Genomic DNA, 26330 nt, shown 5'->3' on the forward strand with positions numbered 1-26330 from the left:
GGAGAAATCATGAGTCAGCAACGCGAGGCGATCGACACGTACCTCTTGCGCGTCTTGCACACCTTGTTGATGGAGCGCAGCGTCACGCGCGCGGCCGTCAAACTGAACCAGTCGCAACCGGCGATCAGCGCCGCGCTGCGGCGCCTGCGCGACATCACCGGCGACCCGCTGCTGGTGCGCGGCAAGTCCGGCATGGTCCCGACCGAATACGGGCTGCGCCTGCTCGAGCCGGTGCAGAACGCACTGCGTGAAATCGAGCGCATCAAGTTCCAGCAGCACAATTTCGACCCGGCCACGTCGATCCGCTGCTACCGGATCGGCTGCCCCGACTACCTGAACGTGCTGTTCGTGCCGACCGTCGTCGAACGCTTCCGCCAGGCGGCGCCGAACGCGACGCTCGAGTTCCATTCGCTCGGCCCCGCGTTCGATTACGAGCTCGCGCTGGAAGACGGCAAGCTCGACATCGTCGTCGGCAACTGGCCCGAGCCGCCCGAGCAGCTGCACCTGTCGAACCTGTTCGTCGACGAAATCGTCTGCCTGATGAGCAACACGCACCCGTTCGCGAAGCGCGGCGGGCTCACGCTCGACCAGTACCTGAACGCGCCGCATCTCGCGCCGACGCCGTACTCGGTCGGCCAGCGCGGCGCGATCGACGTGCATCTCGCACGCGAACGGCTCAAGCGTCACGTGGTCGTCACGCTGCCGTACTTCAACCTCGCACCGTACGTGCTGGTGAAGTCCGACCTGATCTTCACGACGACGCGCCTGTTCGCCGATCACTACGCGAAGTTCCTGCCGCTGTCGGTCGTGCCGGCACCGCTCGACTTCCCGCCGATGCAGTATTACCAGCTGTGGCACGAACGCTGCCACTACTCCGACGAAGTGCGCTGGCTGCGCAGCCTCGTCGCCGAAGCGACCCGCACGCTGATCGAGGCGTAAGCGCATGCGACGCGCGCGCCGGCCACGCCGTTGCGGGGTGGGCCGGGGTGACGCGCGGCGCGGCGCTTGGCGGCTTCAGCCTCAGCCTCAGCCTCAGCCTCAGCCTCAGCCTCAGCCGTAGCCACGGCCGCGCGCCCGATCCGCGGCGTGCGGGCGCGGCCTTCACCTCACGTCGACGCGGTCAGCGCGACGCCTCCACGAGTGCCTGCGCCAGCGCGTTGTGGCGCTCGATGACGGGCGGCAGGTCGAGCGTCGCGAGCCGCCCTTCCCGCACCACCACCTTCCCGTTCACCACCGTGTACGCCGTCTGCGACGGCGCGCAGAACACGAGCGCCGCGACCGGATCGTGCAGCGCGCCCGCGAACAGCGGCTGGCGCAGGTCGAACGCGGCGAAGTCCGCGGCCATGCCGGGCTTCAGCGCGCCGATGTCATCGCGGTTCAGCACCTTCGCGCCGCCCAGCGTCGCGATCTCGAGCGCTTCGCGCGCGGTCATCGCATCGGGCCCGAAACCGACCCGCTGCAGCAGCAGCGCCTGCCGCACTTCCGCGACCATCTGCGCGCCGTCGTTCGACGCGGAACCGTCGACACCGAGGCCGACCGGCACGCCCGCCAGACGCATCTTCCGCACCGGCGCGATGCCCGACGCGAGCCGCATGTTCGAACACGGACAGTGCGCGACGCCGGTGCCGGTGCGCGCGAACAGGCCGATCCCCGCATCGTCGAGCTGCACGCAGTGCGCGTGCCACACGTCGTGGCCGACCCAGCCGAGATCTTCCGCGTATTCGGCAGGCGTCATCCCGAACTTCTCGCGGCTGTACGCGATGTCGTTGACGTTCTCGGCCAGGTGCGTGTGGAGCGACACGCCGTAGTCGCGCGCCAGCACGGCCGCGTCGCGCATCAGGCCGCGGCTCACCGAGAACGGCGAGCACGGCGCGACGACCACCCGCAGCATCGCGTAGCGGCCGTCGTCGTGATAGGTCTCGATCAGGCGCTGCGCATCGCGCAGGATGTCGGGCTCGCGCTCGACGACCGAATCGGGCGGCAGCCCGCCGTCGCGCTGGCCGACGCTCATCGCGCCGCGGCTCGCGTGAAAGCGCATGCCGATCCGCTGCGCGGCGCCGATGCTGTCGTCGAGCCGGCTGCCGTTCGGATAGATGTACAGATGGTCGCTCGACGTCGTGCAGCCTGACTGCAGCAGCTCGGCCATCGCGGTCAGCGTCGACACCTCGATCATCTCGGGCGTCAGGTGCGCCCAGATCCGGTACAGGTTCGTGAGCCAGCCGAACAGCTCCGCGTTCTGCGCGGCCGGCACCGCGCGCGTGAGGCTCTGGTACATGTGATGGTGCGTGTTCACGAGCCCCGGGATCACGAGGTGGCCGCGCAGGTCGAGCACTTCGTCCGCAGTATCGGGCAACTCGGCGCTCGGGCCGACCGCGACGATCCGGTTGTCTTCGATATAGAGCCCCGCGTCGCGCAGTTCGCGGCGCGTGTCGTCCATGGTCACGAGCACGTCGGCGTGTTTGACCAGCAGGGTCGTCGGGCGGGATGAGGATGGGTGCGGCGCGCGTGCGTGCGCGCCGGGGTGCTGCTCGGGATTCATGCGTTCTCCGCGTCGGTCAGCCCTTTCGGGCGGTCGCAAAGCCGTTCGAACGCTGATTCGCGGCACGCCCCGGTGCCTGCGTCCGTTCGAACGCCCTGGCCCGGTTACCCGGCGTGCTCGCCGTCTTCGGGGTGCGCCCCGGCCGCCGGGCCGACGCGCACGGCGGGAGGATCGCCGATGCGCGCGCGCCGCACAATGCGCGACGCCGAATACTGCGCTTCACGGTTTCGATATGGTACGCGCGTGGGCCGTGCAGCGGCCCGCCGCGCGCGGCGCGGCGGGTTTTTTCCCGCCGTCGACAGCGGTTCATGCGCGGCGCATTATCTTTGATATCGCGCCCGTATTTGCGCGGGGAACCTTTTTACAATGCCTGCACGGCGCTCGCTTCAATCTCGCCGACGGGTATGTAGCCACGTGACGTGGAGCCTCGATCCGCCGCACAGTCATGGATCGAGTCGCCGCCGAACCTCGCATTCACACAAGGACAATTGCGAATGGGAAAGCTCACTACCCACGTACTCGATACGGCGCACGGCCGTCCCGGCGCCGCCATCAAGGTGGACCTCTACGCGCTGGACGGCGAATCGCGCCGCGCGATCAAGACCGTGCTGACCAATAGCGACGGCCGCTGCGACGAACCCCTGCTCGAAGGTGCCGCGCTCGCCGCCGGCGAATACGAACTCGTGTTCCATGCCGGCGACTACTTCGCGTCGCTCGGCGTGAAGGTGCCCGAACCGCGCTTCGTCGACCGCGTCGTGCTGCGCTTCGGCATCGCCGACACCGCATCGCACTACCACGTGCCGCTGCTCGTGTCGCCGTGGTCGTACAGCACCTATCGCGGCAGCTGACACACGCATCGGCGCCCGCATCAAAGACAACGATCTGAGTCTGGAGGAGTTTCATGGAAGGCTTCATCACCGACTGGCTGAACCTCGCGCTGCGATGGCTGCACGTCATCGTCGCCATTGCGTGGATCGGCGAGTCCTTCTATTTCGTCGCGCTCGACAACAGCCTGAAACCGCCGACCGACGCGAACCAGCGCAAGCGCGGCGTGTTCGGCGAACTGTGGCACGTCCATGGCGGCGGTTTCTACAACATGCAGAAGTACACGGTCGCCCCGCCCGAAATGCCGGATGACCTGCACTGGTCGAAGTGGCCGTCGTACACGACCTGGCTGTCGGGCTTCTCGCTGTTCTTCGTGCTGTACCTGCTCGCGCCGAACACCTACCTGATCGACAAGAGCGTGCTCGACATGGGCCCGGTGGTCGCCGTCGCGTCCGCGCTCGGCTTTCTCGCGGCCGGCTGGATCGTCTACGACACGCTGTGCCGCATCCTCGGCACCAACGATCGCGTGCTGGGCATCTGCGTCGGCCTCTACGTCGTCGTCGCCGCGTACCTCGCGTGCCACATCTTCTCGGGCCGTGCGGCATACCTGATCGTCGGCGCGATGCTCGCGACGATCATGTCGGCGAACGTGTTCTTCGTGATCATCCCCGGCCAGCGCAAGATGGTCGACAAGATGCTCAAGGGCGAGGAGCCGAACCCGATCTACGGCAAGCGCGGCAAGCAGCGCTCGGTGCACAACACGTACTTCACGCTGCCGGTCGTGTTCGCGATGCTGTCGAACCACTATGCGATGACGTACACGAACAAGTTCAACTGGGTCGTGCTCGTGCTCATCATGCTGGCCGGCGCGCTGATCCGTCAGTTCTTCGTGATGCGTCACCGCGGCAAGCAGCTGTGGTACCTGCCGATCGGCGGCGTCGCGCTGCTGTCGGGCGCGCTGGTGTGGACGATGCCGAAGCCGGTCGCACCGGAAGCACAAGCGGCGAACGCACCGAAGATCGTGATCAACGACGTCATGCCGATCCTGCAGCAGCGCTGCGTCGAGTGCCACTCGGCCAAGCCCACGCTGATGGGCAGCGCGCCCGCCGGCGTGATGTTCGACACGCCGGACGAAGTGTCGAAGAACGCGCAACGCATCTACGAACAGGCCGTGCGCCTGAAGGCGATGCCGATCGGCAACGTCACGCACATGACCGACGACGAGCGCGTGAAGCTCGCAGCCTGGTTCGAGGGTGGCGCGGTCAAGTAAGCCGCGGTGCGCCGGCTATCAATTGCCGGCGCGATCCTCTCCGTTCGCGGGCCCGGCAACGGGCCCGTTTTTTTGCGTGCGCGGAATGCGCGTCGTACGCTAGCCGCGCATCGCGTCGCGCTGCAGCGCGACGAGCGCATCGAGCGCGCGCGGGCCGTCGTCGAACGGCACGAAGATGTGATCGTGATACGCGGCGGCCATCACGTTGCAGCTGATGCCGGCCTCACCCAATGCCCGCGCGAACGCGGCCGTCAGGCCGACCGCGGCAAGATCCGAATGCACGGTCAGCGTGATCCATGCGGCGCGGAACAGCACGGGCCAGCCGCGACGCGCGGCCGTCGCCTCGTCGACCACGACCGTCACGCCTTCCGCTTCGCGAAAGATCGCGATCGTTTCGGATAACGATATTTCCGTAGCGGCCGGCAGTGCGACGAATGCGAACGCACCGCGATGCAGTTCGGGCTGCAGCGTGCGCAGCAGTATCGTGAGGTCGTTTTCAGGTTGGCTCATCGGGGGAACGCGTCCGGAACCGGACGTCGGGCGGTGGCGATGCGGGCACGATAGCACGCGACCGGCCGCCTCGACGCCCCTGCAACGTCACGTCCGCGTCAGCGCGACGTCGTCCGCGAGCCGGGCCGCGCGACGCGACGATGCACGGCACGGCTCGGCTCGGCTCGGCGACACGCCCCGATGCGACGCCGTTCGTCGCGCTGCCGCATCGTGCGTACGAGCACGCACGGCTCGTCGCGCCATGACGCGCGCGGCGCGCATAAAAAAACCCGCGCAGGTCGCGCGGGTTGCTTCGACAGGCGGGGCCGAACTGCCGCTCAGGCCGTCACAGCGTCCAGCGCGTCCTCGGTGAGCCACAGCGATTCCGGCAGGTCCTGCTCGTTCAGGTTCAGCCCGTCACCGCCGCGATCGACGACGATGAAGTCGCTGACGCCGCCCAGCGCGATCAGCGGGTGATGCCACACGCCCTTCGCATAATTGACGCCCTGCCAGCCGCTCGTCACAAACGCGCGGATCTTCGACGGATCGAGATCGCCGGCCGGCGCGACGACGACGAGATACGGCTGGTCGTTCAGCGGCACGAACGCCTGGCTGCCGAGCGGATGGCGCTCGAGCATCTTCACCTCGAACGGCAGCGTGCGCGGCTGGCCGCGGAACAGGTTGACGAGCGTGCGGCCGTCTTCGTCGCTCACGTCGACCTTCGCAAGATCGTGAAAGCGGATCGTCGTGCCGAGATTGATCGGAATCTGCTTCGCGCCTTCGGTTTCGATCACGTCGCCGAACGCCGCGAAAGCTTCCTTGGTCAGCGGTTCGATTGCGAGCGTCTTCATTTGTCGAGCGTCCCCCACAGACGCAGGCGCGATACGCCGCCGTCCGGAATGATGTTCAGGCGCACGTGGGTCACCGGGCCCAGCGATGCGATCTCGGGTTCGAAATAGTGCTGCTTGTCCATCTGCAGCTTCTGTTCGCCGAGCAGCACCGGCCAGAACATCGACTGCGTGATCAGCGAGCTGTCGGTGCCGCCCGACACGTATGCGGCCTGGATCGAGCAGCGATCCGGATAGTTGCCCTTGAAGAACGCGGTGTCGACTTCGATCTTGCGGATCACGCCCGGCTGCGCGAGCGCGATGATCGCCCAGTCGTTGCCCGGCTCGCGGCGACGGCGGGTTTCCCAACCGTCGCCCATGTTCACGCCGCGGCCCGGCAGCAGCAGGTTCGACGCGACGCCGAAGTGCTGGTTGTTCGCCGCCACCACGTAGCCGCCGTTCTCCATCGCCGCGAGGTCGAACTGCTCGGTCGCGCTGGCGCCGGCCCAGTCGAGCTGCGGCTGGCCGTACACGCGCAGGCGCGCGATGCCGCCGTCCGGATAGATGTTCACGCGCAGGTGCGTGAACGCGCGCGCGTCGCTCGCCGCGACGTAGTGATGGCTGTTGCCTTGCAGCGTCGTCGACGGCACGATCTCGACCCATTCGGTCGCGTGCGTCGGCGCGCCGTCGGCCACGTACGCGGCCTCGATCGACGCGGCCGGCGGGAAGTTGCCGGTGAAGTGGCTCGTGTCGATGTCGAAGCCCTTGATCACGCCCGGACGCGCGAGCTTGACGATGCACCAGTCGTAGCCCGTCGTGCGCTTGCGGCGCGTCTCCCAGCCGTCCATCCACTTGCCGTGGTCGTCGTACTTGCCGGGAATGAAAACGGCCGGCTCGGGGTTCAGCATCCGCTCCTTCGGCGCGAAGAAGTCGTCGCTGGCCTCGAGCGCCTGCGCACCGAGACGCGGGTCGGCGAGGTTCACGTAGCGCCGCGTGAAGTCGGGTGCGTCGGGATCGAGAAGCGGAACAGCCATGATGTTTCCTTGTTTCAGTGATGCGATCAGGCCGCTGCGACGCAGCAGGCCGTCGTGAGGTGTCAGGCGTCGATCAGGTCGTCGAGGCGGAAACGCGCGATCCGGTAGATCTGGTCGAGGCTCGCGCGCAGTTCCTCGGTGCGCGAATGATTCACGCGCGACTCGAAGTTCGCGATGATGCCGTGCCGGTCATAGCCGCGCACCGCGAGGATGAACGGGAAACCGAACTTCTCGCGATACGTGCGGTTCAGCGTCAGCAGCTTGTCGAACTCTTCCTGCGTGCACTGGTCGAGACCCGCGCCGCTCTGCTCGCGCGTCGACTCGGCCGTCAGCTCGCCGCGCACGGCAGCCTTGCCGGCAAGCTCCGGGTGGGCATTGATCAGTGCGAGCTGGCGGACTTCGCCGCCCGTCTCCACCGCGTTCGACATCGTCTCGTGCAGCGCGTCGATGCTCGCGAACGGCCGCTTGCCCGCCGCGACCTCGGCCACCCACGGCGAATGTTCGAAGATCCCCGACAGCGCCGCGACGAATGCGCTCGGCGCCATCGTGTTCAGTTGCTCCAACGTGTAACGCATCGCCTTCATGCTTTCCCTTCGTTTCGATGACTGGGCTGGTACGGATGATGTGCGCGCCAATGACGCGCGATATCGACACGCCGCGTCACCCATACGCGATCGTGCTTCTCGATGTGATCGAGGAAACGCTGCAGCCCGCGGAAACGCCCCGGCCGGCCGAGCAGCCGGCAGTGCATGCCGATCGACAGCATCTTCGGCGCGTCGTCGCCCTCCGCGTACAGCACGTCGAACGCGTCACGCAGGTACTCGAAGAAGTGGTCGCCGGTGTTGAAGCCCTGCGGCGTCGCGAAGCGCATGTCGTTCGTATCGAGCGTGTACGGAACGATCAGCTGCGGCGACGTGCTGCCGCCCGACACCTCGACATCCATCCAGAACGGCAGGTCGTCGCCGTAGTTGTCGGAGTCGTACAGGAACCCGCCGTATTCCGCGACGAGGCGGTGCGTGTTCGGGCTGTCGCGGCCGGTGTACCAGCCGAGCGGACGCTCGCCCGTCACGCGCTCGATCGCTTCCATCCCGAGGCGCATGTGCTCGGCCTCGAGCTCGGGCGTCATGCTCTGGTAGTGGATCCAGCGCCAGCCGTGGCACGCGATCTCATGGCCGAGCTCGACGAAGGCACGCGCGAGTTCCGGATGACGCTCGATCGCCATGCCGACGCCGAACACCGTCAGCGGCAGCCCGCGCTTCTCGAATTCGCGCAGAATGCGCCACACGCCCGCACGCGAACCGTACTCGTAGATCGACTCCATGCTCATGTGGCGGTCCGGATAGGCGGCCGCGCCGACGATTTCGGACAGGAACTGCTCGGAGCCCGGATCGCCGTGCAGCACGCAATTCTCGCCGCCCTCCTCGTAGTTCAGGACGAATTGCACGGCGACGCGGGCGCGCCCGGGCCAGTTCGCCTGCACGGGATGGCGGCCGTAGCCGATCAGGTCGCGAGGATAGTTGGGATCGAGTGACATGGGTTCGAAGTGCCGCGAAAGCGTGCTGAAATAATGGGTTCGCATCGACCCGCGCGGGTGCCGGAGGCCGGCCGCACGGGCCGATGCGATGACGGCCCAGTGTAGCGAAAAGGTTCATACGCGCCCATACAGCGGCGCAGATAGTGCAGGTCAGACGGCGTGTATGTGCGGTTGCGGCAAAGTCGGGACCGGTTCCGGTGCGGCGCTTCCGCTGCGCGCCCCGGCGGCGGCCGGCGTGGCCGACGAGGCGCCCTCCGGCGGGCTGAAATGCGCGAATTCGCCGTCGTAGCGCTTCGGCAGCGGCCGCGCATAGTCGCCGCGCTTCGCGGTCGCGAGGCGCAGCGCGACGAGCGCCTCGGCCCACTTGACGGCTGCCGTGACACCTTCCACGACCGGCGCGCCGATCTGCTGCTCGATCTCGTGCGCGAATTCGGCCATCCCGGCACAGCCGAGGACGATCGCGTCGGCACCGTCCTCGTCGAGCGCGCGCCGGCATTCGTCGACGATGATCCGCCGCGCGGCCGAACCGGGCCGGTCGAGCTCGAGCACCGCGACGTCGGTCGCCCGCACGTTGCGGCAGAACCGCTTCATCCCGTAGCGCTCGGCGAGATGCCATGCCATCCCGCAAGTGCGCGCGAGCGTCGTGACGACCGAGAAGCCCGGCGCGAGCACGCTCGCCGCGTGCATCGCCGCCTCGGCGATCCCGATCACCGGCCCGCGCGCGAGTTCGCGCGCCGCATACAGCCCCGGATCGCCGAAACACGCGATCACGTACGCATCGCAGCCGTCACGCTCGCCCTGCGCGATCTCGGCGAGCAGCCCGGGCGTCGCGAGCGCTTCGTCGTAATAGCCTTCGATCGACGGCGGCCCCATCGGCGGGCTCACCGCGACGATCTCGGTGCCTGCCGCCGCGACTTCGCGCGCGCAGCGGCCCATCGCGTCGGTCATCCGCTGCGTCGTGTTCGGATTGATCAGCTTGATCTTCATCGCGCGCTCCTCAGGCCTTCGTGCTCGCGAGCAGCCGGTAGAACACGAAGCCGAGCCCCGCGCCGATGAACCACGAGAAGTTCGCGGCGGCCTGCCAGCCCGGCACCATCACGCAGACGACGGCGATCACCGCGGCCGGCAGCAGCGCGGCGAGCGCGCGGCGGTTCACGCCGCCGGTGTACCAGTAGGTGCCGCGCTCCGACATCGTGTACAAGTCGTCGCGCACGAGCCGGCCGCGCTTGACGAGGTAGAAGTCGGCGATCAGCACGCCGTACAACGGGCCGATGAACGCGCCGAGCACGTCGAGCGTGTAGTGGATCACGGCCGGGTTGTTGAACAGGTTCCACGGCGTGATGAAGATCGACGCGACGGCCGCGAGCATCCCGCCCGCGCGCCAGCTGATCAGCCGCGGCGCGACGTTCGAGAAGTCGAACGCGGGCGACACGAAGTTCGCGACGATGTTGATGCCGATCGTCGCGATCGTGAAGGTCAGCGCGCCGAGGATCACCGCGGTCGGATGGTCGATGCGGCCGACCGTCTCGACGGGGTCGGTGATCAGTTCGCCGAACACCGGCAGCGTCGCGGCGGTGGTGATCACCGTGACGAGCGAGAACGCGAGGAAGTTGACCGGCAGCCCCCAGAAGTTGCCGCGCTTCACGTCGCCGAACGAGCGGCAATAGCGCGAGAAGTCGCCGAAATTGAGCATCGGCCCGGAGAAGTACGACACGACGAGCGACACGGCCGTGATCATCACCGGAATCACTTCCGCGCCGTGATACTTGACGCCGCCGAGGTTGAGGCCGATGTTGCGCCAGCCCGCGCGCCACACCATGTAGCCGGCCAGGATGAACATCACGACGTAGACGGCCGGGCCCGCGAAGTCGATGAACTTCTTGATCGTCTCCATCCCGTTCCAGAACACGAGCGCCTGCAGCACCCACAGCAGCATGAAGCCGGCCCAGCCGACCGCCGACAGCCCGAGGAAGCCGTAGCGGTGGACGTCCGCGTACGGCAGCCATTGCGGAAAGAACTTCAGCACGACGATCACGAGTGCGCTGGACGCGAGATAGGTCTGGATGCCGTACCACGCGATCGCGATCAGCCCGCGGATCACGGCCGGTACGTTCGCGCCGAGCACCCCGAAGGTCGCGCGGCACGCGACCGGATACGGCACGCCGATCTGCTGGCTCGGCCGCGCGATGAGGTTGCACAGCCGGTTCACGATCGTGATGCCGACGATCAGCGCGATCAGCACCTGCCAGCTCGTCAGCCCGAGCGCGAACAGGCTGCCCGCGAACACGTAGCCGCCGACGCTGTGCACGTCCGACATCCAGAACGCGAAGATATTGTACGAGCCCCACGTCTGATTCTTTAGTGGTGCCAAATCTTCGTTGTACAAACGTTCGCTGTAACCGTCCGGCAACACGGGGCCACCGCCCTCGCCGCCTTCTTCCGCCGGATACGCACTGTCGTGCGCCACACTGAACTGAGCCATGACTTCTCCTTGACGCGGCCTGGCAGCCGCTCCACCGTCATCGATATCGCTCCGGATCGTCGTCCGGAGTCGGACTGGCGGCCGGCGGCACGAACCGCCGGCCTGCATTGCTCTCGTCGTGTGGCGCGCGGCCGGGTTCGCGTCGCCGCTCAGGCGCCGCCGAACACTTCGCGCAAATCGACCTGCCCTTGCGCGGGCCGGTCCAGCATCTTCAGTTCGACATGCTGCAGGTGGTGCGCCATCAGCGTCACCGCCCGCTTCGAATCGCCCGCTTCCAGCGCGGTCAGGATCTCGTCATGGTCGTCGCACGAGCACGGGCTGCGCCCGTGCGATTCGTACAGCGCCGACATCAGCGTCGAGCGTGCGACGAGCCCGTCGAGGCACTCGCAGAGCGTCGCGTTGCCCGTCAGCGCCGCGAGCGCCGTATGGAATTCGCCCGACAGGCGGATCCACGCCGCGAAGTCGTGCCGCTCGAACGCCTTGCGTTCCTTGTCGATCAGCGCGGCGACGCCCTTCAACCGCTTCGCGCCCGGCCCCGTCGCGAGCCGCTCGACGACGGCCAGCTCGATGATCCGGCGCATCTCGAACACCTCGTGCACATCCTGCAGCGTCGGGCTCGCGACGAACGCACCGCGGTTCGGCTCGAGATCGACCAGCTTGTCGGCGGCGAGCTGCGAAAGTGCCTGGCGGATCGTCCCACGCTTCACGCCGAACACGTCGCAGAGCTGCGCCTCCGTCAGCTTCGCGCCGGGCGCGAGCCGATGCTCGAGGATCGCGGTGCGGATCCGCTCGGCGATCGCTTCGGGACCGGCGGCGCCGGACGGATGGGTAGCGGAGTCGTTCATGTTCTGCATCGTGTGATGGTCCTCATCCTAGGACGGACATAAAGATTGTCAACAATTCTTTTCGGAGAATGCGCACAATCGGTGTGCATCGGCCTGTGCCAGAGCGGTGCGCTGTGCCCGATATCCAGGCACGACAAGCCTCTCGCGTTTGCCCATGGCGGCTCACGGTGTATACCCTCCCGGCCATTTTGTTGACAAAAATGGTGCGCGCCATGACACCAACCCGATCGGCGGCGATGGAAATTTCCGACCGTTAGTTGCACATTTACTTAAAGAAAAAGGCGGGAAACCCCGCCTTTCGATGGTCCCTGCCGGCCTCAGCCGAGATGCGGATAGTCCGACAGCGTGAGCCGGAAACCGTGCGCATTCGCGACGAGCTGCGCCTGCGCGCCGAACGGCAGCGTCAGCAGGTCGGGCACGTGACCGAACTGCAGCCCAGTGACGACCGGAATGCCGATCACCGCGCGCATCTGGTCGATCATCGCCTGCATGTCGTAGCCGTTGTCGTACTCGAACGGCCGCGCGCCCGTGAACTGGCCGAGCACGAGCGCCTGCTGGCGCGCGAGCAGCCCCGACAGGTGCAGCTGGTAGATCATCCGTTCGATCCGGAACGGCTGCTCGTTCACGTCCTCGATGAACAGGATGCCGCCCTCGATGTCGGGCATGTACGGCGTGCCGACGAGCGACGTGAGGATCGCGAGGTTGCCGCCCCACAGCGTCCCCGTCACGTTCACGGTCTGCACTTGCGGCGCCTCGGTGACGATCGTCGTGGTCGGCTGCGACAGCGTCCGCCAGAAGTGCTGCATCGTGAAATCGCTCGGCGTTTCCGCGCCGAAGTCGGCCGACAGCATCGGGCCGCCGAAGGTCTTGATGCGCGCCTTCGCGTACAGCGCGAGCTGGATCGCGGTGAAGTCGCTGTGGCCGACGAGCGCGATCGGCTGGTCGCGCAGCCGACGCTCGAGCCCGCGATAGTCGAGCCCGTGCAGGATGCGCGCGGCGCCGTAGCCGCCGCGCACCGCGAGCGCGATATCCGGCAGCGCGCGCTCCGGATCCGCGAGACGGTTCAGGTCGCCGGCCCGCTCGCCGTCGGTGCCGCCGAAGCGCTGAAAGCGACGCTGCGTCGCCTCGATGTTCTCGATGCGCTGCTGCGCGCCGCTCAAGCGCTCGAGCGCGCGGTTGATCGCATCGGGGTCGTGCGGATAACCGGACGGCGCCAGCAGGCGGATGGTGTAGGACGCGGCGGGCTGGAAGGACATGGCGAAAGATATCGGGATCGTCAAACCTGCTTAGAGGGTCCGAACCGTCTCCGGTTCACGGAACTGCGCGGCCCGCCCGCTCCGGGCGACGGGCACGGCGGGCGCGCTATGACGCGCCGGATGCGGCGTCGCGGGCGAGTCGTGCCTCCCGCAGCGCGCGACGGCGCTCCGCGAAGAACGATTTCAGCGCGGCGCCGCACTCGTCGGCGAGCACGCCGCCGGTCACGTCGGTATGGTGATTGAGCTGCGGATTCGCGAACGCGTCGATCACGCTGCCGCACGCGCCCGTCTTCGGGTCGGCGGCGCCGTAGACGACCCGCGCGATGCGCGCGTGCATGATCGCGCCCGCGCACATCAGGCACGGCTCGAGCGTCACGTACAGCTCGCAGCCGGGCATTCGGTAATTCTGCAGATGCTGCGCGGCCATGCGCAGCGCGGCCATTTCCGCGTGGGCCGACGGGTCGTGCCCGCCGATCGGATGGTTGAAGCCGCGTGCGATCACTTCGTCGCCGCGCACGAGCACCGCGCCGACCGGCACTTCGCCGGCCGCGCGCGCCTCTTCGGCGGCAGCCTGCGCGAGCCGCATGAAATGCAGGTCGCGCGCCGACACCGGCGCGGCTTCGGGAACGGGAGCATCGGGAACGACAGCCGGTCCGGCTGCCGCGTCGGGCAGCGCGTCGGCGCTCACATCGGCCCCGCTTCGGCGGGCGCGTCGTCGAGCCCGCGCTCGCACAGACGTTCCGCGATGCGCCGGCAATAGTCGCGCGGCATCACCATCGGGCCGCCGCGCAGCGATTCGAGCGCCATGTCGAGGGCGAGGATCTTCGCCTGCAGCCGGCAGCGCGCGGCGCGGTCGCTGACCGCCTGCAGTTCGTCCTGCAGGTTGCGCAGCGCGCGCAGTTGCTCGACGGCCGGCGGCACGAAGCCCGCATTCTTCAGGATACGGTTGGCCACCCGCACCTCCTCGGGTACGAGCAGGTCGTCATCCAGCGCCTGCGGCGCGCCGGTACCCGGCAAATCGTCGAACTCGCCCCGCGCGGCGGCGGCGGCAATGCGTTGTTCGACCAGTGCGTCAAGCAATCTCATCAGTCAATCGGAACAAATGCGGCAGCCGAATTCTAGCAGGGTGACGTGCGTATGACAGGCCCTTCGAACGCATGCTCGATATTGTGTTTTTTAGGGGCCGAATCGGCGCGCATGCGTGCCGATCGCCGCGACTTGCCGCTGTGCTGCGCCGCAGCAGGCTCCGCGCGGATTCGGCGCCGTTTGCGCGGGCCGTGTCGCGCCCTGTTTTTTTATTTTCGCGCGGGTCGCCGCCGCCCCGCTTTTCCGGAATCGGAAAGTCGAAATCAGAAATAGTTGGTTGGGGCGCGCGAGCGCGCTCACTACACTCGAGCCATCTTGTCATAACAAGTTGACCGATGACCCCACCCAACGTCGTGCCGCTGTCGGCGGCGCCGCTCTACGTGCAGATCAAGGACACGCTGCGCACGCGCATCCTCGACGGCACCTATGCACCACACAGCCGGATGCCGTCCGAGCACGAACTCTGCGCGATGTTCGACGTGAGTCGCATCACGGTGCGCCAGGCACTCGGCGACCTGCAGAAGGAAGGCCTGCTGTTCAAGCTGCACGGCAAGGGCACGTTCGTGTCGAAGCCGAAGGCGTTCCAGAACGTGACGTCGCTTCAGGGCTTCGCCGAGGCGATGTCGTCGATGGGCTACGAGATCGTCAACCAGCTGCGCAGCTTTCGCACCGTGAAGGCCGATCGGCACCTCGCGACGAAGCTGAACGTGCCGGAAGGCGCGCCGCTCATCGAGATCCACCGCGTGCGGCTGCTGAACCGCGAGCCGGTGTCGCTCGAGCAGACGTGGGTGCCCGAGGCGCTCGGCAAGCGGCTCGCCGGCGCCGATCTCGCGACCCGCGACATCTTCCTGATCCTCGAGAACGACTGCGGCGTGCCGCTCGGCCACGCCGACGTGTCGATCGACGCGATCCTCGCCGACGATGAAATCGTCGACGCGCTGCGCGTCGAGGAAAGCAGCCCCGTGCTGCGGATCGAGCGCCTGACGCACGACGCGTCGGGCACGCCGATCGACTACGAACACCTGTACTTCCGCGGCGACGCCTTCCAGTACCGGCTGCGCATCGACCGGCAGAAGACCCGCCAACCTGCAAGGAATCCTCAATGAATACCCATGTACTCGAATACGACATCGTCGTGGTCGGCGGCGGCACGGCCGGCCCGATGGCGGCGATCAAGGCGAAGGAGCGCGACCCGTCGCTGCGCGTGCTGCTGCTGGAGAAGGCCAACGTGAAGCGCAGCGGCGCGATCTCGATGGGGATGGACGGGCTGAACAACGCGGTGATCCCGGGCCACGCGACACCCGAGCAGTACACGCGCGAGATCACGATCGCCAACGACGGGATCGTCGATCAGGAAGCCGTGTACGCGTATGCGACGCACAGCTTTGCGACGATCGAGCAGCTCGACCGCTGGGGCGTGAAGTTCGAGAAGGACGGCACCGGTGACTACGCGGTGAAGAAGGTCCACCACATGGGTTCGTACGTGCTGCCGATGCCGGAAGGCCACGACATCAAGAAGGTGCTGTACCGGCAGCTGAAGCGCGCGCGCATCGCGATCACGAACCGGACCGTCGCGACGCGCGTGCTGACCGACGCGCAGGGCCGCGCGAGCGGCGTGCTCGGCTTCGACTGCCGCACGGCCGAGTTCCACGTGATCCGCGCGAAGGCCGTGATCCTGTGCTGCGGCGCGGCCGGCCGGCTCGGCCTGCCGGCGTCCGGCTACCTGATGGGCACCTACGAGAACCCGACCAATGCGGGCGACGGCTACGCGATGGCGTACCACGCGGGCGCGGCGCTCGCGAACCTCGAGTGCTTCCAGATCAATCCGCTGATCAAGGACTACAACGGCCCGGCCTGCGCATACGTGACGGGCCCGCTCGGCGGCTTCACCGCGAACGGCAAGGGCGAGCGCTTCATCGAGTGCGACTACTGGAGCGGCCAGATGATGTGGGAGTTCTACCAGGAACTGCAAAGCGGCAACGGCCCGGTGTTCCTGAAGCTCGACCATCTCGCGGAAGAAACGATCCAGACCATCGAGCAGATCCTGCACACCAACGAGCGGCCGAGCCGCGGCCGCTTTCACGCGGGGCGCGGCACCGACTACCGGCGCCAGATGGTCGAGATGCACATCTCCGAGATCGGCTTCTGCAGCGGCCACAGCGCATCCGGCGTCTACGTGAACGCCCGCGCGGAAACGACCGTGCCGGGGCTCTACGCGGCCGGCGACATGGCGGCGGTCCCGCACAACTACATGCTCGGCGCATTCACCTACGGCTGGTTCGCCGGACAGAACGCGGCCGACTACGTGGCCGGCCGCGCTCACGCGCCGGTGGACGACGAACAGGTCGCCGCCGAACGCGCCCGCGTGCTTGCGCCGCTCACGCGCGAGCGCGGCCTCGCGCCGGCGCAGGTCGAATACAAGCTGCGCCGCATGGTGAACGATTACCTGCAACCGCCGAAGGTGACGCGCAAGATGGAGATCGGGCTGCAACGTTTTGACGGCATTACTGAGGATATCGAAGAAATCAAGGCGAGCCACCCGCATGAACTGATGCGCGCGGCCGAAGTGCGCGCGATCCGCGACTGCGCCGAAATAGCCGCGCGCGCGTCGCTGTTCCGCACCGAGAGCCGCTGGGGGCTGTACCACCATCGCGTCGACTTTCCGCATCGCAACGATGCCGAGTGGTTCTGCCACACGTGGCTGCGCAAGGGTGCCGACGGCACGATGCGCAGCGAGAAACGACCGGTCGAACCCTACGTCGTGCCGCTCGCCGACGACGAACGCAGCGCCTACGCGCACCTGCGCATCCGCGAACCGGCCGCACACGCGGCCGCCCTCTGACTCCGAGGAGCCTTACCGTGCCCCATACCCCGCACGACATCTTCCTGCGCAGCAGCGCGCCCGTGACGATCGACGAGGACCGCTGCATCGCCGACAAGGGCTGCACCGTCTGCGTCGACGTGTGCCCGCTCGACCTGCTCGCAATCGACGTGACCAAGGGCAAGGCCTACATGCAGTTCGACGAATGCTGGTACTGCATGCCGTGCGAACGCGACTGCCCGACCGGCGCGGTCAAGGTCGACATCCCGTACCTGCTGCGCTGACCTGGCGCGCCGCTTCCCCACTACCGGACTCACGACACATGAAACCTGCTTCCGACCATGCCGCGCTCGTCGCGCGCGTTGCCGCACCCGATGCATCGGTGCGCCGGATCGCGCTGCTCGAACTCGCCGATCTCGAGGATCCCGATCTCGTGCCGATCTTCGTAGCCGCGCTGCGCGACGATCCGTCCGCCGACGTGCGCGGCGAAGCCGCGCGTGTGCTCGCCGCCTGGGAGCAGCCCGACGTCGTCGACGCGCTGTGCCGCGCGCTGCTCGATCCGGACGACGACGTGCGCGCGACCGCCGCACACAGCCTGTCCGAACTGAAGGACGTCGCATCCGGCGCCGCGCTGTGCCGCTGGGTCGAGCACGCCGAACCGTTCGTGCGCGGCGCCGTGCTGCGCGCGCTGCGTGAACTGCGCGACCCCGACGCGTTCGCGCCGGCGCTGCGCGCACTCGACGCGCCGGCGTCGGCCGTGCGCGCCGAGGCCGTCGCCGCGCTCGGCTGGCTCAAGGACGCCCGCGCGCTGGCGCCGCTCGCACGCATCGCCACGACCGACACGCATGCGGACGTACGGCGTATCGCGGTCGGCGCGGTCGGATTCGCGGCGTCCGCCGACACGGCCGTCGTCACCGCCTTGCTGGCGGCGCTGCGCGACGCCGAATGGCAGGTCCGCGAGGAAGCGGCCGCGACGCTCGGCAAGCTGCGTGTCGCGGCCGCGCGCGCACCGCTCGTCGCCTCGCTCGACGACGATTACTGGCAAGTGCGCTTGCGTGCGGTGCGCGCACTCGGGCAATTGCGCGACGCCGCCGCGGCGCAGGCCGTCGCCGCGCTGCTGTCGCACGCGATCAGCAACCTGCGCAAGGAGGCCGCGCTCGCGCTCGGCGAACTGCGCGATCCCGCGACGCTTCCCGCGCTGCACGACGCGCTCGACGATCGCGATCCCGAAGTACGCAAGGCCGTGCGGATCGCGATCGCGCAGATCGGGGAAGATGCACGATGACGCCGCCGACCGAGATCCTGCTCGATCATGCGGCCCGCGCATTGACGCTGTGCTGGCCGGACGCCGACACGCAGCACATCGGCTATGCGCGCTTGCGCAGCGCTTGCCCATGCGCCGCATGCCGGAAGATCCGACTCGATGGCGGGCAGGTCGACGCGCCACCCGACCTGACGCTGGACGGCGTGGAAGCGGCCGGTTACGGCATCCGCCTGCTGTTCGGCGACGGTCACGCGCGCGGCATCTATCCGTGGCCGTTTCTGGCGGAACTCGGCGCAGACGAGACGGATGCGGGCGCCGCAGCGCACGACGTGCCCGCATCCGGCCATCCCGCGAACTGACCGTCGGCGAAGCTCGATCTGGCCGTCGACGAGCACGATCGTCCGGTCGACTTCATGCTGCTCGACGGCAGTCACATGGAAGCGCTGTTCGTCGATCCCGCGCACCACGGCGCGGGTGTCGGGCGGCGGCTGGTCGAAGCGGCCCTCCGACGCCATCCCGACCTGTCGACAGACGTCAACGAGCAGAACGAAGCGGCGGCGGGATTCTACGAACGGCTCGGATTCGAGCGCTGCGGACGATCGGCGCGCGATGGACAAGGGCGCCCTTATCCGCTGATTCACCTTCGTTATCGCGGCGGCAAGCCAGACTGAGCAGGATCGGGACAGCGCGTGACATCGCCTTTGCGCTGCATCGAAAGCCGCGCTTTCCACCGACGCTACAACGGAGCACCCGCCCGCCTTCTACTCTGCGATACGCGAGCCATCCGTGCAGCACGGGCATCGCACCGCTACGCGCGTCGGCGTGGCAGGATGCGCTCGGCGACCGCGAACGCACGCTGCATGAAGTGGTTGAACCGCTCCGCATCGCGCCGCAGTCCGGCCTGCTGGCCGCCGATCAGACACAGGTGCGCGATCTGCCCGACGATCTCGGCTTCGCCCGGCATGCGAACCCACCGACGGGACATCTCGAGCGCGAATGCGAGACGCGTGGCATCGACGCGCTGCTGGAATTCCGCGACCAGCGCGTCCTGCAATGCCCAGGCGCGGATCGCCACTTCGCGCCCCGGTCGCTTCTCCGCCGCGATGCGCAGGTAGCGCGTCAGCGTGTCGGCCGCGCCGCGGCCGTCCGCCGCGTAGGCGAGCATGCGTGCGGTGTAATCGTCCTCCCACGCGGTCAGCAACGTCCTGACGAAGTCCTCCCGATTCCGGAAGTGGTGATGGAACGAGCCGCGGGTCACGTTCAGCCGTCGTGCGAGACGCTCGGCCGAAATCCCCGCATACCCTTCCCCGTCGAGGGCGTCGAAGCCCGCGGCGATCCAGTCGTTTCGAGTCAGTGTGCGCATCGGTATCGCCATACAGGCTGTGTATGGCGCGGCATGGGCAGATAGGCTGCGAACTCTATCACGGCCGCCACCGCTTCCTGCAAGGCGCCACGACTCACGGAGTTCACGTTGAAAGACATCGCTCTCGTCGCATTCGACCAGTTCACCGACATCGACCTGTTCCTGATGTGGGACATCCTCGGCCGCAATACCACGGACTGGCGTGTCCGGATTCTCGGCGCGCAGCCGCTGTTGCGTTCCGCGCATGGTCTGGCCATCCCCGTGCACGGCCCGCTCGAGGAAGCCAATCGCGCCGACGCCGTGCTGTTCTCGAGCGGCAGGCTGGGCATCCCGGCCGCGCTCGCGAGCCCGGATTTCCTGCCGTCGTTCGATCTCGATCCGGCGCGCCAATACATCGGATCGATCTGCGCGGGCGCCTTCGTCCTGGAGCGGCTCGGGCTTTTGCCGGACCGTCGCGCAACGACGCACCCCGACGCGCGACACGGGCTGACGGATCGCGGGCTGCATGTGCCGGACCAGCCGCTCGTGTGCCACGGCAATGTTGCGACGGCGGGCGGCTGCGTGGCGGCGCTCTATCTGACGGGATGGCTCGTGGAATCGATGTTCGATGCGGACAAGCGGCGCGAGACGTTGCTGCCGGTCCTGCCCGCCGGACAACGGGAACTCTACGAGGACATCATCGAATTCAGCATTCGACAAGGACAGGGGCAGACTTCGGGCTCGATCAGGATGATCGATGCCGGCGGTCGTCGGCTGCCCTAGTGCGCGACATGCAGACGCGTCGCTTGTAGTGGCCGGGCTGTCCCGCACCTCGGTGCCCGGACCCGGCATGCAGGCAAGGAAAACACTGCGCGCCGGCGGCCATCGAATCACGGCCGCCAACCGCACAAACGACAACGCCCGGCAGGTTCCCCTGCCGGGCGTTGCGCATCATCCGATGCCGCTATCGGTCATCGAGGCGCACGCCTCGACGCCGACGCTCACTCCCACTCGATCGTCGCCGGCGGCTTGCCCGAGATGTCGTACACCACGCGGTTGATCCCGCGCACCTCGTTGATGATTCGGTTCGACGCACGGCCGAGCAGCGCGTACGGCAGGTGCGCCCAGTGCGCGGTCATGAAGTCGGTGGTCTGCACCGCGCGCAGCGACGTCACGTAGTCGTACGTGCGGCCATCGCCCATCACGCCGACCGACTTCACCGGCAGGAACACCGCGAACGCCTGGCTCGTCAGGTCGTACCAGGTCTTGCCGACGTCGGCCTCGCCGCACAGGCCCGCTGCCGCGTCCTGCGCGGTGGCGGTCGTGCCGCGCAACTCCTCGATGAAGATCGCATCCGCGCGACGCAGCAGGTCCGCGTATTCGCGCTTCACTTCGCCGAGAATCCGCACGCCGAGGCCCGGGCCCGGGAACGGATGGCGGTACACCATCTCCGGCGGCAGGCCGAGCGCGACGCCGAGTTCGCGCACTTCGTCCTTGAACAGGTCGCGCAGCGGCTCGAGCAGCTTCAGGCCGAGCGTTTCCGGCAGGCCGCCGACGTTGTGGTGGCTCTTGATCGTCGTCGCCTTCTTGGTCTTCGTGCCGCCCGATTCGACCACGTCAGGGTAGATCGTGCCCTGTGCGAGCCACTTCGCCTTCGACAGCTTCTTCGCCTCGGCCTGGAACACCTCGACGAACTCGCGGCCGATGATCTTGCGCTTCGCTTCCGGATCGGTCACGCCGGCCAGGTGGCCGAGGAACTGCTCGGATGCGTCGACGTGCACGACCTTCGCATGCAGGCGGCCCTCGAACATGTCGAGCACCATCTGGCCTTCGTTCAGGCGCAGCAGGCCGTGGTCGACGAACACGCAGGTCAGCTGGTCGCCGATCGCGCGGTGGATCAGCGCGGCCGCGACGCTCGAATCGACGCCGCCCGACAGGCCGAGAATCACTTCCTCGTCACCGACCTGCTCGCGAATCTTCGCGACGGCTTCCTCGATGTGGTTCTTCATGATCCAGTCGGGCTTCGCGCCGGCGATCTGCAGCACGAAGCGTTCGATGATCTGGCGGCCCTTCACCGTGTGCGTGACTTCCGGGTGGAACTGCACCGCGTAGTAGCCTCGCGCCTCGTCGGCCATGCCGGCGATCGGGCAGCTCGGCGTCGACGCCATCAGCGCGAAGCCCGGCGGCAGCTCGGCAACCTTGTCGCCGTGGCTCATCCAGACCTTCAGCATCCCGTGGCCTTCGTCCGTCTTGAAATCCTCGATGCCGTCGAGCAGGCGCGTATGGCCGTGCGCGCGCATTTCCGCATAGCCGAATTCGCGATGGTCGCTCCACTCGACCTTGCCGCCGAGCTGCACGGCCATCGTCTGCATGCCGTAGCAAATGCCGAGCACCGGCACGCCGAGATCCCACACGGCCTGCGGCGCGCGCAGCTGGTGGTCTTCGTACGTGCTCGCGTGGCTGCCCGACAGGATCACCGCCTTCGGCGCGAACTCGCGGACGAAGTCGTCGGACACGTCGTTCGGGTGGATTTCGCAGTAGACGTGCGCTTCGCGCACGCGGCGCGCGATCAGTTGGGTGACTTGCGAACCGAAGTCGAGAATCAGGATTTTGTCGTGCATGGCTGCGGACGGGATGAAGAGAATAAGAAAAGCAGCGCACGAAGCGCTGCGTCAAAAGCATGGACAGCGGCGTCGGGCGGCAGGCGGCTCGCTCGACGCATAGCCGGTCAATCCTGCAACGGCGGGCGGGCGTCGAATGCGACGCTGCCTGACGCGCGGTCGGATGCGGCCGACGTGGTGGCCGCGACCGGCGCCGAGGGCGCCGCCGGACGGCTGACGACCGGTTCGACCCGCTGCCGCGAGGCGGAGGCCGGCGCCGGTTCGGCCGGGCGCTTCGCGTCCCGAGCGTCGGGCGCCTGCGCCCGTTCCCCCCTTTCCGCCTTCTCGCGCCGCCGCACGGTCGATGCCAGCCGCACGCCGCCGAGGCCCAGCAAGATCAGCGCGCCCCCGGCCATCGCCGACAGCACGCGGCCGGCGGCCGCGAGTGCGGGACCGTTGCCGGTGCCGAACGACCACACGACCGCCAGCACGCCGATCAGCCAGTTCACATGGCCGACCGCACGTGCAACGGGCGCGGTGAGATCACCGTTGAGCGCCGCATGAAACGCGAGCCACGCGAGGCCGAGCAGCGCGATGCCGAACGCCTGGCCGAGCATCGCCGGCTGGATGTTCGCCAGCTGCAGCGCGTTGAACAGCGCCTGCCAGGGCGTCAGCACGAACAGCACGCCGAACGCCAGCAGCAGCACGGCATCGACGATCAGCACGGCTCGCAGCAGCGGTTTCATCGGCGATCAGTCCACGTGGTAGTTCGGTGCTTCCTTCGTGATCTGCACGTCGTGCACGTGCGACTCGCGCATGCCCGCCGCGGTGATCTGGACGAATTCGGCCTTGTCATGCAGCTCGTCGATCGTGCGGCAGCCGCAGTAGCCCATGCTCGCGCGCACGCCGCCGACCAGCTGGAACAGGATCGCGTTGACCGAACCCTTGTACGCGACACGGCCTTCGATGCCTTCCGGCACGAGCTTGTCGATGTTCGCCGAGTTGTCCTGGAAGTAGCGGTCTGCCGCGCCGTCCTTCATCGCGCCGACCGAGCCCATGCCGCGGTACGACTTGTACTGGCGGCCCTGATACAGGAACACGTCACCCGGCGCCTCTTCGGTGCCTGCGAACATGCTGCCCATCATCACCGCGTTCGCGCCGGCCGCGAGAGCTTTCGACACGTCGCCCGAGAAGCGCACGCCGCCGTCGGCGATGCACGGCACGCCGGTGCCCTTCAGCGCTTCCGCGACGTTCGCGATCGCGCTGATCTGCGGCACGCCGACACCGGCGACGATCCGCGTCGTGCAGATCGAGCCCGGGCCGATACCGACCTTGACCGCGTCCGCACCGTATTCGACCAGCGCCTTCGCGGCGGCAGCCGTCGCGATGTTGCCGCCGATCACCTCGACGTGCGGGAAGTTCTGCTTGACCCAGCGCACGCGCTCGAGCACGCCCTTGCTGTGACCGTGCGCGGTATCGACGACGATCACGTCGACGCCGGCCTGCACCAGCAGCTCGACGCGCTCTTCGTTGTCCGGGCCGACGCCGACCGCCGCGCCTGCGCGCAGCTTGCCGTGCTCGTCCTTGCACGCGTCCGGGTGCTCGGTCTGCTTCGTGATGTCCTTGACGGTCATCAGGCCGCGCAGTTCGAACGCGTCGTTGACGACCAGCACGCGCTCGAGGCGGTGGCTGTGCATTAGCGCCTTCGCTTCGGCGAGCGGCGTGCCTTCCTTGACCGTGACGAGGCGCTCGCGCGGCGTCATGATCGACTTGATCGGCTCGTCGAGGCGCGTTTCGAAACGCAGGTCGCGGTTCGTGACGATACCGACGAGCTGCGGGCCTTCGACGACCGGGAAGCCCGAGATGCCATGCTGACGCGACAGCGCGATCACGTCGCGCACCTTCATCTGCGGCGGAACCGTGATCGGGTCGCGCACGACGCCCGATTCGAAACGCTTGACCTTCGCGACTTCGCGAGCCTGCTCGGCCGGCGTGAGGTTCTTGTGGACGATGCCCACACCACCCTGCTGCGCCATCGCGATCGCGAGGCGACCTTCGGTGACCGTGTCCATCGCGGCGGACACGAGCGGCATGTTCAGGGAGATGTTGCGGGTCAGCTTGGTCTTCAGGCTGGTGTCGCGCGGGAGAACGTCGGAAAAGGCGGGAACGAGGAGCACATCATCGAAAGTGAGTGCTTTTTGGATCAGACGCATGGCAAATCCTATGGGCGCAAAAGCGAATTATACGCGAAGCGCTGCGAATTTTCACAACACGAACAACGGGTTAGCCGCCTTCAGGCGCCCGGGGGCCGAATCGTTCGGATCGCCGTTCGGTTCGTTTTCGATCGCCTTTCGTTTCCCCCCCGCATCGGCCCATTCGCGCAGCCGGCCGGAATCGGGCCGATCGCCCGCCGTTGCCGCACGACGCCGGACCTGCCGACGGCGCCTGCGCCGGCCCCGTTCGACGCGCGCCGGCAGCCCCGGGCGCCGCTAGGCCAGCCCGGCCGCGGCCCACGCGATCATCGCCGCGCCGGCGCCGATCGCGACCCCGCCGACGATCCGCGCGACGCGAACGCCGGCCGGCGCCAGCCGCTCGGCGGCGACCGCCACGGTCACGACGGCCATCACGCGCAGGTCCATCATGCCGGCCGCCAGTGCGACGGCCATCAGGTTCCCGCAGCAGGCACCGCACCGTAGCGCGGTACGCACGCCGTACCGCCACGCGACCGCAGCCCGGGCTGCCGCCCGCGGCGCGCATGCGTCGTCCGGCGCATGCCGGCAGCAAGCGAGCCGGCGCGCCTTCCAGCCGGAAAACTGCAGCACGCCCGCGCCGAGCACGATCGCGCCAGCCGCGAACGGCACCGTGGCGGCGAGCGCGGGCAGCCGCGCGGCGGCCGCCGCCCATGCAGTGCCGACCGGAAACACCAGCGCGCCGAGCGCCATCCACACGGAGAAATACGCGGTGCCCGCGACCGCGACGAACCATGCCGCACGCGCGTCGTCCGCCGCGCCGAGACGTTGCCGACATCGCCAGAGCACCGGCGCCAGCACCGGCAGCATCATCGTCACCGTCATCGCGCCCCACATCCCGGCGAATGCGGCGAACGCGCGCCCAGCCTGCCATCCGCACGGCCTGAGCCACCCGGCCGACAGCGTCCAGCCGCCGGCCATCGGCATGCCGCCCATCGCGTCCATCGATGCGTGCTGCGCGAGCGTCGCCCAGATCGCGGCGGCCCATACCGCGACGAGCGCGGCGCCGAACACCCGCCGGCCGCCGCCCGCGTCAGCAGCAACAGCCCGTTTCGTCGCCGTGCTCATCGCCCGCTCCCGCGGCTCGCCGGGCCGTGCTCAACCGCGTGCATACTCGTCATGACGGCGCCACCACACGCCCGTCTCGTTGCGCCCGAGCGGCGCGCGATCGAGCCACTGGTACATCCCCCACAGCCCGTCGAGCCCGCGCGCGTACGTCGAATACGTGTGATAGACGATGCCGTCCTCGCGCACGAACGCGCTCATCCCCGGCCGGTCGCGCGCGTACGTCGCGGCGTCGGTGCCGCACGTCGCCGCGAACTGGGCGAGCGCGGCGGGCGGCGGGTCCATGTCCATCGCGTGGCCGGCCCGCGCATAGTTGTATTCGACGTCGCCGGCGCGCTGCTGCGCTTCGGTGAACGACACGTTGAAGTCGAAGTTGAACTCGCCGCCGTCCGATGACGCCCACGGAAAGTGCCAGCCCATCCGCTGCCGGTATGCCAGCAGCTTCGCAAGCGGCGCGCGCGACACCGCCGCGAGCGTCACGTCGTGGTTCGCGAGGTGGACCGCGAAACCGTCGAAGCCGTCGGCGAGCGCCGAGCACGACGGGCAGCCGGCCTTGTAGTCGGGGCCGAACATGAAGTGATAGACGAGCAGTTGCGAGCGGCCGCCGAACAGATCGTCGAGCGTCGCCGGGCCGCGTTCGGTGTCGAACCGGTAGGCCTTGTCGACGCGCACCCACGGCAGCGCCTGGCGCCGCCGCGCGAGTTCGTCGCCCTGCCGGGTCAGCGCCTTTTCCGCATCGAGCAGCGCGCGGCGCGCAGCCAGCCATTCGGCGCGCGTTCCGGTGAGATGGTTCGTCATTACG

At 68.0% G+C, this 26330-nt stretch carries 27 protein-coding genes and 1 pseudogene; 10 read left to right on the forward strand and 18 right to left on the reverse strand.

Annotated elements, in window-relative coordinates; all coding sequences use genetic code 11:
• Positions 1–9: 9 nt before the first annotated feature.
• Positions 10–939 carry a LysR substrate-binding domain-containing protein gene (locus DIE02_RS00870; RefSeq protein WP_006762467.1) on the forward strand — a complete coding sequence of 310 codons (930 nt, stop codon included), beginning with the start codon at positions 10–12 and terminating at the stop codon, positions 937–939.
• Positions 940–1120: 181 nt separating this feature from the next.
• Here the strand turns inward: DIE02_RS00870 and DIE02_RS00875 are convergent, their stop codons facing one another.
• A complete protein-coding gene (locus tag DIE02_RS00875) occupies positions 1121–2539 on the reverse strand; it encodes an 8-oxoguanine deaminase (RefSeq protein ID WP_124486216.1) in 1419 nt (472 codons plus the stop codon).
• Between the two features lie 494 nt (positions 2540–3033).
• Between DIE02_RS00875 and uraH the strand changes: the two genes are divergently transcribed.
• Together uraH and DIE02_RS00890 are read left to right on the forward strand one after the other, a co-directional pair.
• On the forward strand, positions 3034–3387 hold the full coding sequence (gene uraH, locus DIE02_RS00885; RefSeq protein WP_011657188.1) for a hydroxyisourate hydrolase: 354 nt from the start codon (positions 3034–3036) through the stop codon (positions 3385–3387).
• A 53-nt stretch (positions 3388–3440) separates the two neighbouring features.
• The gene (locus tag DIE02_RS00890; RefSeq protein ID WP_124486215.1) at positions 3441–4634 is read left to right on the forward strand and encodes a urate hydroxylase PuuD; all 1194 of its coding nucleotides are present in this window, start codon (positions 3441–3443) and stop codon (positions 4632–4634) included.
• 99 nt (positions 4635–4733) lie between these two features.
• On the opposite strand, the gene DIE02_RS00895 is transcribed toward DIE02_RS00890, so the two are convergent.
• The 11 genes from DIE02_RS00895 to DIE02_RS00945 form a co-directional block, all read right to left on the reverse strand.
• The gene (locus DIE02_RS00895; protein ID WP_124486214.1) at positions 4734–5144 is read right to left on the reverse strand and encodes an ACT domain-containing protein; all 411 of its coding nucleotides are present in this window, start codon (positions 5142–5144) and stop codon (positions 4734–4736) included.
• Between the two features lie 317 nt (positions 5145–5461).
• Complete coding sequence (locus tag DIE02_RS00900; RefSeq protein ID WP_124486213.1) at positions 5462–5974, reverse strand: ureidoglycolate lyase; 513 nt, start codon at positions 5972–5974, stop codon at positions 5462–5464.
• Positions 5971–6984, reverse strand: a complete 1014-nt coding sequence (alc, locus tag DIE02_RS00905) for an allantoicase (protein WP_124486212.1) — start codon at positions 6982–6984, stop codon at positions 5971–5973. Before alc ends, DIE02_RS00900 begins: the two co-directional genes overlap by 4 nt.
• Positions 6985–7046: 62 nt before the next feature.
• Complete coding sequence (gene uraD, locus DIE02_RS00910) at positions 7047–7568, reverse strand: 2-oxo-4-hydroxy-4-carboxy-5-ureidoimidazoline decarboxylase (protein ID WP_044843738.1); 522 nt, start codon at positions 7566–7568, stop codon at positions 7047–7049.
• Positions 7565–8518: an allantoinase PuuE gene (gene puuE / locus DIE02_RS00915; protein WP_124486211.1), complete on the reverse strand. Its 954-nt coding sequence runs from the start codon at positions 8516–8518 to the stop codon at positions 7565–7567. The genes uraD and puuE overlap by 4 nt, the downstream gene beginning before the upstream one ends.
• Positions 8519–8668: 150 nt before the next feature.
• Positions 8669–9505, reverse strand: a complete 837-nt coding sequence (locus DIE02_RS00920; protein ID WP_124486210.1) for an aspartate/glutamate racemase family protein — start codon at positions 9503–9505, stop codon at positions 8669–8671.
• 10 nt (positions 9506–9515) lie between these two features.
• The gene (locus DIE02_RS00925; protein WP_124486209.1) at positions 9516–11000 is read right to left on the reverse strand and encodes an NCS1 family nucleobase:cation symporter-1; all 1485 of its coding nucleotides are present in this window, start codon (positions 10998–11000) and stop codon (positions 9516–9518) included.
• 149 nt (positions 11001–11149) lie between these two features.
• Complete coding sequence (locus DIE02_RS00930; protein ID WP_044843742.1) at positions 11150–11854, reverse strand: GntR family transcriptional regulator; 705 nt, start codon at positions 11852–11854, stop codon at positions 11150–11152.
• Positions 11855–12162: 308 nt separating this feature from the next.
• Positions 12163–13101, reverse strand: coding sequence for a muramoyltetrapeptide carboxypeptidase (gene ldcA, locus DIE02_RS00935; protein ID WP_124486208.1), 939 nt, complete (start codon positions 13099–13101; stop codon positions 12163–12165).
• Between the two features lie 106 nt (positions 13102–13207).
• Positions 13208–13789 carry a tRNA adenosine(34) deaminase TadA gene (gene tadA, locus DIE02_RS00940; protein ID WP_052664610.1) on the reverse strand — a complete coding sequence of 194 codons (582 nt, stop codon included), beginning with the start codon at positions 13787–13789 and terminating at the stop codon, positions 13208–13210.
• Positions 13786–14187 (reverse strand): DnaJ family domain-containing protein, encoded by a 402-nt coding sequence (locus tag DIE02_RS00945; protein ID WP_044843744.1) that lies wholly within the window; start codon positions 14185–14187, stop codon positions 13786–13788. Before DIE02_RS00945 ends, tadA begins: the two co-directional genes overlap by 4 nt.
• A 335-nt stretch (positions 14188–14522) precedes the next feature.
• Between DIE02_RS00945 and DIE02_RS00950 the strand changes: the two genes are divergently transcribed.
• The 6 genes and pseudogenes from DIE02_RS00950 to DIE02_RS00975 all read left to right on the forward strand — a co-directional run.
• Positions 14523–15293 carry a GntR family transcriptional regulator gene (locus DIE02_RS00950; RefSeq protein WP_124486207.1) on the forward strand — a complete coding sequence of 257 codons (771 nt, stop codon included), beginning with the start codon at positions 14523–14525 and terminating at the stop codon, positions 15291–15293.
• Complete coding sequence (locus DIE02_RS00955) at positions 15290–17029, forward strand: fumarate reductase/succinate dehydrogenase flavoprotein subunit (RefSeq protein ID WP_124528462.1); 1740 nt, start codon at positions 15290–15292, stop codon at positions 17027–17029. The genes DIE02_RS00950 and DIE02_RS00955 overlap by 4 nt, the downstream gene beginning before the upstream one ends.
• A 17-nt stretch (positions 17030–17046) precedes the next feature.
• A complete protein-coding gene (locus tag DIE02_RS00960; RefSeq protein ID WP_006755644.1) occupies positions 17047–17292 on the forward strand; it encodes a ferredoxin family protein in 246 nt (81 codons plus the stop codon).
• A 38-nt stretch (positions 17293–17330) separates the two neighbouring features.
• Entirely contained in the window at positions 17331–18293 is a 963-nt protein-coding gene (locus DIE02_RS00965; RefSeq protein WP_124486205.1) for a HEAT repeat domain-containing protein, read from the forward strand.
• Positions 18290–18631, forward strand: a complete 342-nt coding sequence (locus DIE02_RS00970; protein ID WP_124486204.1) for a gamma-butyrobetaine hydroxylase-like domain-containing protein — start codon at positions 18290–18292, stop codon at positions 18629–18631. The genes DIE02_RS00965 and DIE02_RS00970 overlap by 4 nt, the downstream gene beginning before the upstream one ends.
• Positions 18632–18943, forward strand: a pseudogene (locus DIE02_RS00975) (acetyltransferase); the annotation flags it as partial.
• Positions 18944–19080: 137 nt separating this feature from the next.
• Here the strand turns inward: DIE02_RS00975 and DIE02_RS00980 are convergent.
• The gene (locus DIE02_RS00980; protein ID WP_124486202.1) at positions 19081–19635 is read right to left on the reverse strand and encodes a TetR/AcrR family transcriptional regulator; all 555 of its coding nucleotides are present in this window, start codon (positions 19633–19635) and stop codon (positions 19081–19083) included.
• A gap of 108 nt (positions 19636–19743) precedes the next feature.
• On the opposite strand from DIE02_RS00980, the gene DIE02_RS00985 reads away from it, so the two are divergent.
• Entirely contained in the window at positions 19744–20397 is a 654-nt protein-coding gene (locus DIE02_RS00985) for a DJ-1/PfpI family protein (RefSeq protein ID WP_124486201.1), read from the forward strand.
• Positions 20398–20615: 218 nt separating this feature from the next.
• Here the strand turns inward: DIE02_RS00985 and guaA are convergent, their stop codons facing one another.
• The 5 genes from guaA to DIE02_RS01010 form a co-directional block, all read right to left on the reverse strand.
• Positions 20616–22235 carry a glutamine-hydrolyzing GMP synthase gene (gene guaA / locus DIE02_RS00990; RefSeq protein ID WP_044843750.1) on the reverse strand — a complete coding sequence of 540 codons (1620 nt, stop codon included), beginning with the start codon at positions 22233–22235 and terminating at the stop codon, positions 20616–20618.
• Between the two features lie 107 nt (positions 22236–22342).
• Positions 22343–22960 (reverse strand): hypothetical protein, encoded by a 618-nt coding sequence (locus DIE02_RS00995; protein WP_124486200.1) that lies wholly within the window; start codon positions 22958–22960, stop codon positions 22343–22345.
• A 6-nt stretch (positions 22961–22966) separates the two neighbouring features.
• Positions 22967–24427 (reverse strand): IMP dehydrogenase, encoded by a 1461-nt coding sequence (guaB, locus tag DIE02_RS01000; RefSeq protein ID WP_042977262.1) that lies wholly within the window; start codon positions 24425–24427, stop codon positions 22967–22969.
• A 276-nt stretch (positions 24428–24703) separates the two neighbouring features.
• A complete protein-coding gene (locus DIE02_RS01005; RefSeq protein ID WP_124486199.1) occupies positions 24704–25531 on the reverse strand; it encodes a DUF2182 domain-containing protein in 828 nt (275 codons plus the stop codon).
• Positions 25532–25561: 30 nt separating this feature from the next.
• Positions 25562–26326: a DUF899 domain-containing protein gene (locus DIE02_RS01010; protein ID WP_124486198.1), complete on the reverse strand. Its 765-nt coding sequence runs from the start codon at positions 26324–26326 to the stop codon at positions 25562–25564.
• Positions 26327–26330 lie beyond the last annotated feature (4 nt).

Source organism: Burkholderia sp. Bp8991, from assembly GCF_003853795.1.
GTDB lineage: Bacteria > Pseudomonadota > Gammaproteobacteria > Burkholderiales > Burkholderiaceae > Burkholderia.